Here is a 13,964-nt window from a genome sequence, read left to right as displayed (position 1 = left end):
GGGGGATAGTGACGTGGGCGACAAGAAGCTGCCGCCGCTGGACGCTTGCTACTACGTACAGGGTTTTGAGAACACTTCCTTCGAGAGCATGGTCGGCATGGTCATGAGTGCCGATTCCGGTGAGATCATCCGGAAGGGTGAGGCCCTCACCAAGGCCAAGGGGGAGTTCGAGAAGATCGGCAACCTGCTCAAGCAACGGGCGGGCAACGTCACGTGGGAGGGCGAGGGCGGAAACGCCTTCCGCGAGTGGGGCGACGACTTCGCCAAGCAGGTGCTGAAGATGGCGGAGATGGTCGGCAACGTCGGCTCCGCCATGGAGACCGCGGGCGGGGCGCTCGGCAACGCCAAGACCCAGCTGACCTCGATGTCCAGTGGTCTGCTGACGTGCTATGGGGATGCGGACAAGGAAAAGGCTCGCCTCGAGAAGGTCGACAAGGCACGGGATGAAGCCCTTCCCGTGATGTACAAGCTGGCCTCCTACTACCTGATGTCTGAGAACGACATCACCGCGCAGGCGTCGAACGAGCCGGTGTTCAAGCCGTTGCCGGATTCGACGGTGGCGGACACGCGAAACGCAGGCTGGCAGGAGAGCTACGGCTCCCCCCGTGGATCGGCTGGGGGTGTCTCTGGCGGAGCGGGCGGGGGGTCGACTGGTAACTACCACGTCAACTCCGTCCCTGCGAACCCCGGATCTCCGGGACCCGGCGGAGAAGTACCCCCTCTCGGGGACGTTCGAGATCTCCCCAAGCCGGGCCGCGACGTGCCCCTTCCGGGTGTCGAATTGCCCTCTCCGGGTAACGACTTGCCCTCTCCGGAAAACCCCGGGGACGTGCCCAAGCCTGACCCCGGTCCTGGTCGGGTCCCGGAGATCCCGAGCATTCCGGAAGGCAACACGGATCTCGACAGCGTGCACGTTCCCGAGACGCCCACGGTTCCGACTACGCCCACACCGCCGAGTCCTTCACTTCCCCAGCCCGGTCCTGGGACCCCTCCCAGCATTCCTGGTGGGCCCCCGCAGTTGCCAACCATCCCGGGCCTTCCGATGCCGGGTGGTCGCCGTACCGTGCCCACCCTTCCCGGGCCGGGACCATCGCGGGTTCCTTCCATTCCAGGCCCGCTGGGTAAGGCACCTCTCCCGCCGGTCACCCCGTTTACGCCGCAAACCTCTCCGGTTGGCAAGCCCATCGTGGGCATGCCGAGCCCGCAGGGGCCGACGGGGTCGGTGCGAGGCGTTCCCGGTGGAGGTGCCATCGGAGTTCCTCCGCAGACCATGGGTCGTGGTGCCCCTGTGATGGGCGGCGGATCGGGGATTGTCGGCGGCCGCTCTGGAGCAGTCGGCGCCACTGGACGCACCGTCGGCTCTGGGGGCACGGCGCTCGGGCGTGGCGTGATCGGCGCGAACGGCCTCGCGGGGGCGCCTCTTGGCGGCTCTGCCGGGCAGCGTCGCTCGAACCGAGATGATCAGGCTACGCGCCAGCGTCAGCTCGAGGACGAGGAGACGTGGATCACCGGAAGGGATGACATCGTCCCTCCCGTCATCGAGTAGGGCGAGACCAGCAGTTAGTGTCCGCTGACGGTGAGCAGAGAACGCGAGTAGGTGGGATGAAGGCAACGTACAGGCGTTCGCTTCGACGAGCGCGAATGACAATTCCCTTGCTCGCCTCCTTGCTCACCGTCGGTGGCGCATTTGCGCCCTCCGCTTCGGCGGAGACCATGCGTGAGCGGCAGTGGTACCTGGACAAGATGCAGGCCGAGAGAATGTGGAAGGTCAGCACAGGTAAGGGCATCACGGTAGCTGTGATTGATAGCGGTGTGAACGCTTCCGAACCGGAGCTTCAAGGTAAAGTCCTTAAGGGGATGAATGTCTTCAACCCTCAGAGGGATGCTCACCATGACGCCGCCGGCCACGGGACCGCAATGTCCATGCTTATCGCGGGTAATGGCCGCAATGGTCAGGGCATCAAGGGCCTTGCTCCTGGTGCGAAGATTCTGCCAATCACAGTCTTCCGATCGGAGGATGAGTCAGGAACCAACAGTGTTCCCGTGCTTGTAAAGGCGATTCGGTATGCTGCTGACAGTGATGCCCAGATCATTAATATCTCCCTTGGGCATCCTATACTCGAAGAGAGGAATCGCACCAGAATTCAGCAGGCAGTTGATTATGCCGTCAAACGGGGCAAGCTGATTTTTGCGGCGATGGGGAACAGTGGAGATAGTGGAAACTATGTCGAGTACCCGGCGGCTGCCAACGGTGTAGCCGCCATTGGCGCCTATGATCCACAATTCAAGTGGGCCAAACTCTCAAGCTACGGTCCGCACATCGGCCTCTCCGCTCCAGGCGACGATATTCCCGTCCGCTGCATGGACAACAAGCCCGGCTACTGCCGCAGCGGCGGCACCAGCCAAGCGACCGCCCTCGCCTCCGCCTCCGCCGCGCTGATCTGGGCCAAACACCCCGACTGGACCGGGAACCAGGTCCTTCGGGTCATGATCGAGACCGCGGGGAAGCCGGATCCGCCCCTTCCCAGCCGCTATCTCGGCTACGGTTCCGTCCGGCCTCGGCTGAACGTGCTGGAGAACAAGGGCAACCCGGGCCCCGCCGACGTCAATCCGCTCGTGGAGCTCAACGAGAAGCGCTCGTCGGACGGCAAGTCGCCTTCGCCGTCCGCCTCCAAGAAGCCGGCTCCGGCGTCGCCGGGCGAGAAGGGTGAGAAGAGCGAGACGGTCGACTCCTCCGCCAGCGGCTCCGGTAGCGATCCGGCTGAGAGCACCGGCAGGGTCGTCGGCGCGGTCGGCGTCTGCGTAGCAGCGTTCTTCGGAGTGCGGGCGGTGGTTCGGCGCCGTAAGGCCGCCCGTGCGCAGAGCGCACCCCCCGCCGCCGGCGCGCCGCCGTACCCGTACCCGTACCCGCCGGGTGCGCAGCACGCGCCGTACGCACCCCCGGCGCCCCACGTTCCGCAGCACCCGCAGGGGCCACCGCCGCCGTATGGGCAGCAGTTCCCCCATCCGCCGCAGCCGCCGACGGCGCCTCCGCGGCAGGACCAATAGCAGATATCGCCCCGTTTCCTTGGCCCTCATCGTCTCTCACGAGGCGGTGGGGGCCGAGCCGGTTGAAGGGAAATAGAACTGATGGCTGACGCGCAGGAGAAGGCCGAGCTGTACGCCCTCGACATTTCCGATGTCGAGTGGGTGGGCGCGCCGGGGACCGCCGAGTCGGAGGAGCGAGTGGAGATTGCGTATCTGCCGGGCGGGGCGGTGGCGATGAGGTCGTCGGCCGACCCGGGTACCGTGCTGCGCTACACCGAGCGGGAATGGACGGCCTTCGTGCTCGGTGCTCGGGACGGGGAGTTCGACGTCGAGTGAGATGAAGCGGGCTTGAGGTGTGTGGCCGGCGACGCGATGTCAACCCTTTTCTGTCACAGGAATGATGCAAAGGTCATGACCCTGTGGTGATGGGAACAAGGGTTCCCCTGTGGCGTTAAGAACGTGCTAACGTGTGCAAAATCGAAGGTCAACAAGCGGTGCTTCTTGGTCGCTGGACACAAGGGCACAAAAGACCTTGTGACCGGCCAGACAGGGGGAAGTATGGCTGACGACATCTTTCGCGAGTTGCAGAAATTCCAGGATTACATGCGGAATCTGCAGCAATTCATGTCGGACATCAACAGCCTGACGCCGGAGCGCGCGGAAGGCATGGACGCGCAGGGCGCCGTCCGTGTCCGACTCGGCACCAAGGGGCTGCCGGAGTCGATCGATGTGGCCTCCGACTGGCAGCGTCGACAGGATCCCGAGAGCATCGGACAGGCCGTCGTCGAGGCGTACGGGTCCGCGATGAGCGACTGGATGGAGCGTTGGTCCCGGTCGCTCACCGACATGGGCTGGGAGCGCCGGGCGGAGCGGGTCGGCGATCTCCGCGGTGCGCTCGGCTCCGCGCCCGCCGCCAGTACGTACTCGGGTTCGGGAGCGGCGTTCGGTCTCCCGCCCGCCGGCATGCCCGAGCGGGATCTGCGGCATGTCGTTCCGCGGCCCCTGGACCAGGTGATGGAGGACGTGCTGACCGGCTTCGACATGCTTGAGGGCGCGAGCGAGGACTCGTTCGCGCCACCCGAGGTCAAGGGGGAGTCCGCGGGCCGCCGGGTCAGCATCACCCTGTCCCAGCACGGCCTCGTCTCCTGTGAGGTGGACCCGCAGTGGGCCGCCCAGCAGACGGCTGTCCGGCTCGGCAAGGCGCTCGACGAGGCGCTGGCCCAGGCCCTTACCAAGGCCGAACAGTCCGAGAGCGCCGGCGCGGCGGGACTCGCGAACCTCCACTTGAGCGGCGTGATGGACGAGGCGCTGGCGATCCTCAACAACCCGCAACGCTTCCTCAACTGACCTCCGGAAGGATGAAGAGCCTTGAGTGACGGCCTCAAAGTCATCACCGACGCGATACGCACCGACGCGGGCATGTGGGACAAGCAGTCCACGGCGATCGGTGAGGTCGGGACGAAGATCAAGGGCATGACGCCGACCCGGCTCGAATGGGGCGTGTTCCAGATGATCCACGGCCCGTACACGGATGCCATCGACCATCTGTCGGCCCGCTGCGGCGAAGGCAAGAGCCGGATGTCGGAGATCGCGGACGCACTGGTCAAGAACGCGAAGGCATACGACGACCAAGAGACCGAGACGACGAAGTCCGTGAAGGACGCGTACTAGGCGAGCCGGGAGAACGGGGAGATCTCATGGGATTCAACCAGGCGCAGTTCCAGGCCATCATCGACAAGATGAACGGTGGCCTCACCACGATGCAGACGACGACGACCAAGCTCGGCCCGAAGGTGGAGCACACGGCCAACCAGTGGTACGTGCCCAACCCGGTCGCCCAAATGCTGATCAGCGTCTGCAACAAGGTCATCGAGGGCATCAACTGGATCGTCGAAAAGATCCTCGACTTCCTCAAGGGCGTGGCCGCCCCGGTCATCATGTTCATGGACGCCGTCACCTGGGAGGGGGAGGAGATCCGGGGGAAGGCGACCAGCGTCGCTGCCAGTACGCAGAAGTTCAACCTCAAGGCCCCCAAGGAGTGGAAGGGCGAGGGTGCCAGCGCCTACACCGACGCCGTCTACACCCAGTCCGGTGCCGCCGGGCAGATCGGCACCAGCGCGGACAAGATCGCGGGCTCGCTGAAGCTCTGCGCGGCGGCGGGGGTCACCTTCTACGCGGCGATCGGCACCTTCCTCGTCCAGCTGATCCCGGCGCTGATGGCCGCGTCGGCGGCGGCCGCCTCCGTGGTCGGCTTCGCTCCCGCCGGGCTGCTCGTCGCCGGAGAGGTGGCGGTCGGAGGGGTCGTCTTCTGGGGGGCGGTGGCCGCCCTCGGTGCCGTGATCACCGCCCAGTGGTCGGACAGGGCCACGCTCACCGGCGAGGCCAGCGACAACACCAACTTCCCCGACGGCAAGTGGCCGGTGGGCACGGCCTGATCCACCGAAGCGACGCGTGCCGGGGATGTCCTGAGCCGTCATCACCGTGAAGGCGGGGAGTGAAGCCGTGTACGGACCACGAGTGGCCCTCTGGGGGGCCGGACTGAGCTCGCTCGGCTGGTTGTGGCTGCCCGTGCTCACCGACGACGCCGTCCAGCTGCCTCCGCCGCTGGTGATCGTCGTCCTCTGCCTGGTCGCGATCTTCTGCCCGGGATGGGCCGAGGTGTACGCGCGGCGCAGAAAGCAGCGTGACTGGTACGCCGGACGGTTCGCCTCGTTCGATGAGCTGCGGGCCTCGGTGGACACCGCGGCGCTCCGCCGGACGCGGGACGAACGGGGAGAGGCGAGCGCCGTACGCCAGGTCAGGCTGCAGTACTTCTGGCTCCCGCCGGACGTGGCCCGCAAGCTCATCAGGGAGCTGTGAACTCCACGCGCCACAGGGGCGGTCCATCACCTCAGGGTGACGGGCCGCCCCACCTGCGTAATTCATGATCAACAGGGAACTGTCGCCCCGGAGAGCGACGTCCTTCACTCCGTACATGGCTGTATCAGCAAGGTATGGGGGTACGGGGGATGGGAGTCGTCCTACCGGACGAGTTGGCGATGGTCCTCGATCTGATCGGCGTCACCTGGCCGAACGTCGACGAGGACGACTACCGCGAGACGGCCAAGTCGCTGCAAAGCTTCGCAGAGGCCGTCGACACGGGTCGGGGTGACACCAACACCGCGCTGAACCGGCTGATCTCCACCAACAAGGGTGAGATGGCCACCGCCATCAACGCCCATGTGAACAAGCTCAACGGCAAGCACCTGCACAACCTCGCCGAGGCGAGTCGGCTGCTGGCCGGGGCGCTGGAGGGGGCGGCCTACGTCGTCGAAGGCGCCAAACTGGCGGCGATCGTGCAGTTGGGCATCCTCGCCGCCGAGGTCACCGCGGCACAGATCGCGGCGCCGTTCACCCTGGGCCTGTCCGAGCTCGGGGCGCTGGCCGGCGTGGCGCTCACCCGTACCGTCGTCAAACGGCTGCTGAAGGAGGCGGGCGAGGTCGCCGCCGAGCAGGTGCTCGCGGTCGTCACCGGCCCGGTCTTCGCCGCGCTGGAGAACATGGCGACGGACCTCGTGGTCCAAGTCGCCGCCGACGCCGCGGGGATCCAGGACGGCGTCGACCTGAACCAGACCGCCAAGGCGGGCAAGGAAGGCATGCAACTCGCCAGCGCGGACGGCGGCGGGGGTCTGGTGCTGGCCAGCGCCGGCGCTCCGGGTGGTCTGGCCGACCTGGAGTTCGACGACTACGAGCACGGCCGCTTCGCCTCGCGCGTGCACAGCCACTCGTTCCATCTGGACGAGAAGGGCAGCGGTCACCTCCGGCTCGGGCGCGGCCACTTCAACCGTACGAAGGGGCGCGGCGACCTGGCGCAGGTCGTCGAGAACGCCTTCGAGAAGGCGATCAAGACGATCGGCGACTCCCACGGTCAGCTGAAGAAGCACCTGGGCGACGTCGGAACCGCCCTCGACAAGGCGGGCGGGGCGCAGAAGGACCAGAACAAGAAGGCCCGCGACAGCTTCGCCGGGGTCCGCAAGCCGGACGTGGGCAAGGACTCCGACGGCTCCGGAGGCGGCGGTGGCGGCAAGGGCCCCGGCGGCGGTGGCGGCGGCAAGGGCCCGGGCGGCGGTGGCAACGGCTCGAACGGCGACGACCCGCCGAACTGGCACGGCCGCACCGCCCGGGAGACCCGCCACCACCGGCTGGACTCGGTGAACGTGAACGGTCTGTCCCAGAAGGAGCAGGAGGACAAGCTCCGGGAGCGGACGGACAAGCTCATCGAGGACTCCCGCCGGGAGATTCCGCCGGAGGCCAAGGGGGTGACGGACGTCGGCAAGAGCCGGCGCACCGACGGCTGCGCCGGAAGCTTTCTGCACCAGGGCGAGATCACCTCGCACACCAGCTTCCAGAAGAAGAAGATCTCCAAGCAGTTGGAGGGCGACGCGCGGGAGGAGGCGATTCGGAAGCAGACCCCGGACGTCCACCCGGCGCTCAACCGGCTCTACCAGGACATCAAGGACTCGGGAGTCGAGACCGGGAAGGGGCATGGGCAGTGCGCCGAGATCGCGCTGCTCTCGGACCGGCTGCACAAGCTCGACCCCACCGGGCAGATCACCGACCCCAAGGAGGCGAGAAAGCTGTTGGAGGGGGGCGTGATGGACACGCGCACCATCGATGATGTGATTGATCGCGAGACGGGGAACAAGGTTCTCTCGAGGGGCGATCACCTTCCGGCGTGCAATTCCTGTAAACATGCCTTGCCGGCCCTGGGCATCAGGGTCGTCAAGTAGGGCCGCGGCACCGTCCGCATGACATCCAGCCCACATCGGAACAAGGACGAGAAAGCAGTGTCTCCCCAGCTCACCCACGAAGAGATCGAGACGCGCCTGCGCGCGGCCGGCTGGCAGCCGGGACGGGACGCCGGCGCCGAGGCGGCGGAGCTCATGCGGGCCACCACCGCCGGGCTCGCGGCCCGCGGCTGCTCGGCCACCCCCTCCCCGGCCGCCGTCACCTTCCTCCGCGAGTTCGCGCTCCTCGACCTGGAGCGCCCCTTCGGCGAGCGGACCGAACACTGCGTCTTCGCCGCCCGGTTCTTCAGCGAGGGCGACGCGGAGGCGATCAAGGAGCTCTCCGACGACCTGCGGCAGCCGCTCTTCCCCGTGGCCTTCGAGCGGATCGAGAACGGCGTCGTCCTCATCGACCCGCTCAACCGTTTCTTCTACACCCACTGGTCCGGTCCGTACTATCTGGGGCACGGGAAGTACGAGGTCCTGAGCAGCCTGCTGACCGGTGCCCACGAGGACGCGGAGGAGTTCTTTGTCTGACACCGCCTTCGGGGTCGCCGCCAGCCTGTTGGTCCAGGGCACCATCCACAGCCAGACCAACCTGGTCGGCGAGGGCACGCCCGATCTACACCCCGCCGTACGGGAGTTCTTCGACGCCCTCCCCGTGGCCCTCCGCGAGCCCTTCCTCGGCTACTGCGCCGAGTCCGCGCTCGTCTCCGACCAGCTGTGGGGTCTGGACGAGGCACGCGCCGACGGCGGCCACACCACGCTCGCCGAGGCGGTGCCGCACTTCGTCGGGGCGGTGAGCATCTCCAAGCTGATCCGCGAGGACGGCGACCCGGACCACGGCCGCACCACTCTGCCCTGCCGGTCCTGCTCCGCGCTGCTGGAGCGGCTCGGAGTGAAGATCCTGGAGTCATGAGCGTCATACAGCACCAGGCCCTGACGGCCTCCGGCTGGCATCCCGGCCGGGACGCCGGGGAGCGCGCCCTGCTGGACCTGCTGCCGACGGCGAGCGCCCTGGCGCGCTACGGGGACCCCGGTTGGCAGCCGTTCCCCGCCGCCGTCCGCGCCGTACGCGAGTTCCACGGGCTCACCATCGCCCCGGCCGGTCCCGGCGTCGACGTCGCCCCCACCGGGTGCGTCATCGATCCGGCGCTCGCCCACCACGCCCTGGACACCCTCGCGGTGTTCGGCGCGGAGCTCGGCCGGCGCCTCTTCCCGTTCGGCCGGACGGACGCCGACGCGCTGCTGGCGGTCGACGAGGAGGGGCGGCTGTTCGCCCGCGACCTCAGCGGCTGGTGGCTGCTGGGCGACGACGTGGCCGCCGGGCTCACCGCTCTGGCCGAGGGGCACGCCCCGCGCCGGGCCGCGCCCGGGCACCGGCGGTGGTCGGCGGCGCGCGCCCCGGGCGAGGACCTCGTCCCCGACCTGGTGAAGACCGCCCTGGTGCTGGCGTACGTGCTGCATCGGCACGGGGTGCTGACGACACAGGCGCTGCACGCGCGGGCCGTCGGTTTCCGAGGCTTCGGCCAGCTCCACCTCGACCAGGAGTTCCGGCTGCGGCCGGGGGCGCTGGAGGCCAACGCCGAGCCCTTGGCGGAGGACATCCGGCAACAGGCCCAAGGCGCGCCGCTGGGCAGCGCGATGATCTCCCTGGAGCTGCTCCCGGAGGCCGGGGCACGGGGTGGTGTGAGCTGTTCCGTGGCCACGGGCGGCCCCGGTGACGAGGGGCTCACCGTGCGGATGACCACCCCCACCCGGCTCGCCCTGGACGCCGCCGCGCGGCCCGCCCTGGCCGCCGCCGCGGACGAGATCGAGCGGTACGCGGCCGGCCGCGCCTCCTGAGGCCCCTCCCTCCTCCGGGCGCGGCCCGGCGCGTGCCCCGACGTCCCCGACGCTTCCCGCCCGCGTCCCGACGCCCCCGAGTCCCGACGGCCCGCCCGAGTTCCGACGCCCCCGACGTCCCGGACGTCCCCGACGCCCCCCGCCCGAGTCCCGGGCCCCGACGAACAGCCCGGCACGGCCTGGCGCTCCCGAGCTCGCCCCCACTGCCACTCCGTACGCGGCAAACGCCTCGCGGCCCACCACAGCGCATGCGCTGCGATGGGCCGCGAGGCGTTTCCGTATCCCGGGCGGCCCCGGCCGCCGGCGCTCAGTCCTGCGGCGGCAGCCAGCCCGTCTGGATCAGCGATGCCCCGCCCCGGCGCGGGACGAAGAGCGCGCGGCCCGGCGGCAGCGGTCGCGCTTTGACGGGGCCGATCAGCTCGCCCTCGCTGGGGGAGCCGGACAGCAGGACGCCCTGGGCACCCAACTCCTTGAAGCGCTGGATGAACTGCTCGTACGAGGAGCGGCCGGCGCCCGCGGTGTTGCGGGCGATGATGATGTTGACGCCCGCGTCCCGCGCGTACGGCAGGTTGTCCACCAGCTGCGCCATCGGGTTGCCGGAGCTGGTGCCGACCAGGTCGTAGTCGTCGACCACGATGAACGCGCGCGGGCCCTTCCACCAGCTGCGGTTGCGGAGCTGCTGCGGGGTGACGTCGGTGCCCGGGATGCGGCTGGCGATGAGCGCGTTCATGTCGGCGATGTACTTCTCGAACGCGTTCTGCGTGGTGGCGTAGCCGACCAGGTGCGGCTCGGGCACGCACTCCAGCAGGCTGCGCCGGTAGTCGCCGACGATGAACAGCGCCTCCTCCGGGGTGTACCGCTCGGTGAGCTGCTTGATGAGCAGCCGCAGCAGCGCGGTCTTGCCGGACTCGGTCTCGCCGTAGATCGCGAGGAACGGGTCGGCGTCGAAGTCGAAGAACACCGGCTTGAGGTGCATCTCGTCGATGCCGACGGCGACGCCGCGCCCCGGCTCCTCGGCTCCGCCCGGCAGCTCCTGCGCCGGCAGCATCCGCGGCAGCATCCGGACACGCGGGGCGTGCGGCCCCGGCCAGTTCTCGACCGAAGCCGTGACGAACGCGGCGGTGCCCTCCGCCAGGCCGTCGGCGCCGTCCGAGGAGGCGTCGATGCGCGGCAGACCGGCCAGGAAGTGCAGCTTCTGCTGGTTCATACCGCGGCCCGGCGCGCCGACCGGCACGTTCGCCGCGACCTTGCGGTCGAACTCGGAGTCCAACGGGTCGCCGAGGCGGAACTCCAGCCGGCCCAGCAGCTGGTCCTTCAGCCCGGCCCGCATCTCCATGTAGCGGGTGACGGTGGCGATCAGGTGCACGCCGAGGCCCAGACCGCGGGTGGCGAGGTCGGAGACGACCGGCTCCAGGATGTCGTAGTCGGTCTTGAACGACTGCCAGCCGTCGATGACCAGGAAGACGTCGCCCCATGCCTCGCCCGGCAGCCGACCGGCGGCGCGCAGCTGCCGGTAGGTGCTGATCGAGTCGATGCTGTTGTCCCGGAAGAACTCCTCGCGCTGGTTGAGGATGCCGGTGACCTCGGCGATCGTCCGGCGGATCTTCTCCGGGTCGAGACGGGACGCCACCCCGCCGACGTGCGGCAGCCCCTCGACGGCCATCATGCCGCCGCCACCGAAGTCGAGGCCGTAGAACTGCACCTCGGCCGGGGTGTGGGTGAGCGCGAAGGAGCCGATCAGGGTGCGCAGCAGGGTGGACTTGCCGGAGCGCGGACCACCGACGATCAGCATGTGACCGGCCGCGCCGGAGAAGTCGTGGTACAGGATGTCGCGACGCTGTTCGAAGGGCTTGTCCACGATGCCCAGCGGCACCGTGAGACCACCGCTGCGCGCATAGCCCGAGACGTGCAGTCCGCGCTCCGGCGTGACGGCCAGCGGGGAGAGGATCTGGTCCAGCGACGGCGCGTCGTCCAGCGGCGGCAGCCACACCTGGTGCGCCGCCGGGCCCTGCCCTTCCAGGCAGCGCACGATGACGTCGAGGACGGTGTCGGCGAGCGCGTCGTCCGTGGTGTCCGGGGTGTACGAGAAGTCCGGGTCGGGTTCGACGTAGCGCATCGGCACCGGGGCCGCGGTGAACAGCACCGGACGGCGGTCGGTGGGCAGCGCGCCGCCGGAGATGACCGCGGTGGTGGAGGCCCGGTAGGTGCCCGAGACGTAGGCGGCCTTGAAGCGGACCATCTCGTCGGTGCCGAACTTCAGATAGCCGGAGCCCGGGATCGACGGCAGGTGGTAGGCGTCGGGTACGCCGATCGCGGTGCGGGACTCGGCGGCGGAGAAGGTGCGCAGACCGATCCGGTAGGACAGATAGGTGTCCAGGCCGCGCAGCCGCCCCTCCTCCAGCCGCTGGGAGGCGAGCAGCAGGTGCACACCCAGCGAACGGCCGATCCGACCGATCTGGATGAACATGTCGATGAAGTCGGGCTTGGCGGTGAGCAGCTCGCTGAACTCGTCGATGACCAGCACGAGGGAGGCCAGCGGCTCCAGCGGGGCGCCGGCGGCGCGCGCCTTCTCGTAGTCGTTCAGGTTGGCGTAGTTGCCGGCGGAGCGCAGCAGCTCCTGGCGGCGCTGGAGTTCACCGGTGATGGAGTCGCGCATGCGGTCCACCAGCGTCAGGTCGTCGGCGAGGTTGGTGATGACCGCGGCGACGTGCGGCAGGTGGGCCATGCCGGCGAAGGTCGCGCCGCCCTTGAAGTCGGCGAGCACGAAGTTGAGGGTCTCGGAGGAGTGGGTGACCGTGAGGCCCAGCACCAGGGTGCGCAGCAGCTCGGACTTTCCGGAGCCGGTCGCGCCCACGCACAGGCCGTGCGGGCCCATGCCCTCCTGCGCGGCCTCCTTCAGGTCCAGCATCACCGGCGAGCCGTCCTCGCCGACGCCGATGGGCACCCGCAGCCGCTCCGCGGTGGAGCGCGGCCGCCAGGCGGTGTCCGGGTTGACCGCGGCGGCGTCGCCCAGCCCCAGCAGGTCGGTGAACTCGAGGTTGGCCAGCAGCGGCTCGTCGTCCTCGCCGCCGGCGCTCATCCGCAGCGGGGCGAGCTGCCGCCCCAGCGCCTCGGCCGCCTCCAGCGTCAGCTCGTCCGGGGTGCCGCGGTAGACCGCGCCGCCCGACTCGACCCGCAGCTGACCGGGGCGGACGATCAGGTTCAGCCCGCCGCGGGGCTCGTCCGGCAGCCCCGGCGCCAGCTCCACCAGGGTCACGCCCTGGAGCCCCTCCTGGGCCGCCAGCAGCGAGTCCGGCGGCACCAGCCCGCCGTCCAGGACCACCACCACGTGCGGCTGGTCCAACAGCGTCTGCCCGTCGGGGTTGAACCGCGGCCGCCCCTCCAGCCGGCTCTTCAGCAGCTCCTCCACCTCGGGCAGGTTGTCGCTGAACAGCCGCTTGCTGCCGGCGCCGTCGACGGTCCCGGGGACCTGGGTGTGCGGCAGCCACTTCACCCAGTCCCAGCGCTCCGCGGCGCTGTTCGCCGCCACCACCGCGATCATCAGGTCGTCGGGGGAGTGCAGCGCGGCCAGGCTCGCCACCAACGACCGCGTGGAGGAGGCCGCCGGCTCCGGATCCCCGGAGACGGTGAGGCGGTAGAAGGCGCGCAGCGAGACCGCCATCGGCAGCCCGTCGAGCGAGTTGTGGGTGGCCACGAACTGCTGCAAGGCACCCGCGGACAGCGGCTCCAGCTCGTCCAGCGGCGCGGTCTCCGGCGCCACCAGCGGCGTCCACAGTTCCTGCGGCCCCAGCCCGATGCGGACCTGCGCGAAGTCGTTGTCGCCGATGCGGCGTTCCCACAGCCGGCTGCCCTCGGCCACCAGCGCCCACAGCTGCTCCGGGCTGGGGTGCAGGAAGAACTGGGCGTCCCGCTGCGCCCGCGCGGTGCGCTGCACCTTGCGTCGGGTCTTGGCGAGGTACTTCAGGTAGTCGCGGCGGCCCTCCACCGTCTCGCCCTGCGAACCCTTGCGGTAGCGGACCACCTGCGCGATGACCATGGCCAGTGTCGACACCAGCATCATCGCGCCCATGATGCGCATGAAGGGGTGGGTGTTCGGCATGAAGAAGAACACCACGGAGGAGCCCATGCCGAGCATCGGCAGGAGCTGCATGGCCATGCCCTCCTGTTGCCCGCGCGGGAGCTCGGGAGGGGCTTCGAGCCGCAGTTCATCCGCGGGCATCTCGGGTGGCGTGACCCGAGGCGGTCGCTTCACGATGATCTGACTCACCGGCGTTATCAATCCCTCGGCGTGGGCTGGACGGTTGGACCGGCGCCCCCGTGGCGGCG

12 protein-coding genes are annotated in these 13,964 nt (G+C 69.2%); 11 read left to right on the top strand and 1 reads right to left on the bottom strand.

The window, feature by feature from the left end:
- Positions 1-13 precede the first annotated feature (13 nt).
- The 11 genes from LRS74_RS08655 (at position 14) to LRS74_RS08605 (ending at position 9,638) form a co-directional block, all read left to right on the top strand.
- Entirely contained in the window at positions 14-1,546 is a 1,533-nt protein-coding gene (locus LRS74_RS08655) for a hypothetical protein (protein ID WP_277740462.1), read from the top strand.
- Between the two features lie 95 nt (positions 1,547-1,641).
- Entirely contained in the window at positions 1,642-3,048 is a 1,407-nt protein-coding gene (locus LRS74_RS08650) for a S8 family serine peptidase (RefSeq protein WP_277740461.1), read from the top strand.
- An 81-nt stretch (positions 3,049-3,129) separates the two neighbouring features.
- Positions 3,130-3,363, top strand: a complete 234-nt coding sequence (locus LRS74_RS08645) for a DUF397 domain-containing protein (RefSeq protein WP_144381787.1) — start codon at positions 3,130-3,132, stop codon at positions 3,361-3,363.
- 222 nt (positions 3,364-3,585) lie between these two features.
- Positions 3,586-4,374 carry a hypothetical protein gene (locus LRS74_RS08640; RefSeq protein ID WP_277740460.1) on the top strand — a complete coding sequence of 263 codons (789 nt, stop codon included), beginning with the start codon at positions 3,586-3,588 and terminating at the stop codon, positions 4,372-4,374.
- A gap of 21 nt (positions 4,375-4,395) precedes the next feature.
- A complete protein-coding gene (locus LRS74_RS08635) occupies positions 4,396-4,698 on the top strand; it encodes a hypothetical protein (RefSeq protein ID WP_277740459.1) in 303 nt (100 codons plus the stop codon).
- Between the two features lie 26 nt (positions 4,699-4,724).
- On the top strand, positions 4,725-5,462 hold the full coding sequence (locus LRS74_RS08630; RefSeq protein WP_277740458.1) for a hypothetical protein: 738 nt from the start codon (positions 4,725-4,727) through the stop codon (positions 5,460-5,462).
- 67 nt (positions 5,463-5,529) lie between these two features.
- Entirely contained in the window at positions 5,530-5,886 is a 357-nt protein-coding gene (locus LRS74_RS08625) for a hypothetical protein (RefSeq protein ID WP_277740456.1), read from the top strand.
- Positions 5,887-6,035: 149 nt separating this feature from the next.
- Positions 6,036-7,796, top strand: coding sequence for a YwqJ-related putative deaminase (locus LRS74_RS08620; RefSeq protein WP_277740455.1), 1,761 nt, complete (start codon positions 6,036-6,038; stop codon positions 7,794-7,796).
- A 57-nt stretch (positions 7,797-7,853) separates the two neighbouring features.
- Positions 7,854-8,330: an SUKH-3 domain-containing protein gene (locus tag LRS74_RS08615; protein WP_277740454.1), complete on the top strand. Its 477-nt coding sequence runs from the start codon at positions 7,854-7,856 to the stop codon at positions 8,328-8,330.
- Positions 8,323-8,712 carry a YwqJ-related putative deaminase gene (locus tag LRS74_RS08610; RefSeq protein ID WP_277740453.1) on the top strand — a complete coding sequence of 130 codons (390 nt, stop codon included), beginning with the start codon at positions 8,323-8,325 and terminating at the stop codon, positions 8,710-8,712. The genes LRS74_RS08615 and LRS74_RS08610 overlap by 8 nt, the downstream gene beginning before the upstream one ends.
- Positions 8,709-9,638, top strand: a complete 930-nt coding sequence (locus LRS74_RS08605; protein WP_277740452.1) for an SUKH-3 domain-containing protein — start codon at positions 8,709-8,711, stop codon at positions 9,636-9,638. The genes LRS74_RS08610 and LRS74_RS08605 overlap by 4 nt, the downstream gene beginning before the upstream one ends.
- Before the next feature lie 307 nt (positions 9,639-9,945).
- Here the strand turns inward: LRS74_RS08605 and eccCa are convergent, their stop codons facing one another.
- Complete coding sequence (gene eccCa, locus LRS74_RS08600; protein WP_277740450.1) at positions 9,946-13,905, bottom strand: type VII secretion protein EccCa; 3,960 nt, start codon at positions 13,903-13,905, stop codon at positions 9,946-9,948.
- Positions 13,906-13,964: the final 59 nt, after the last annotated feature.

It is taken from the genome of Streptomyces sp. LX-29, assembly GCF_029541745.1.
GTDB lineage: Bacteria > Actinomycetota > Actinomycetes > Streptomycetales > Streptomycetaceae > Streptomyces.
The sequence above is the reverse complement of the archived record's forward strand: the minus strand, read 5'-3'. Positions and strand labels throughout refer to the sequence as shown.

What these genes read in the sequence shown, in the direction of transcription:
- LRS74_RS08640 (WP_277740460.1), top strand. Translation starts at nt 3,586, where the DNA reads ATGGCTGACGACATCTTTCGCGAGTTGCAGAAATTCCAGGATTACATG.
- LRS74_RS08630 (WP_277740458.1), top strand. Translation starts at nt 4,725, where the DNA reads ATGGGATTCAACCAGGCGCAGTTCCAGGCCATCATCGACAAGATGAAC.
- LRS74_RS08620 (WP_277740455.1), top strand. Translation starts at nt 6,036, where the DNA reads ATGGGAGTCGTCCTACCGGACGAGTTGGCGATGGTCCTCGATCTGATC.
- LRS74_RS08645 (WP_144381787.1), top strand. Translation starts at nt 3,130, where the DNA reads ATGGCTGACGCGCAGGAGAAGGCCGAGCTGTACGCCCTCGACATTTCC.
- LRS74_RS08650 (WP_277740461.1), top strand. Translation starts at nt 1,642, where the DNA reads ATGACAATTCCCTTGCTCGCCTCCTTGCTCACCGTCGGTGGCGCATTT.
- LRS74_RS08605 (WP_277740452.1), top strand. Translation starts at nt 8,709, where the DNA reads ATGAGCGTCATACAGCACCAGGCCCTGACGGCCTCCGGCTGGCATCCC.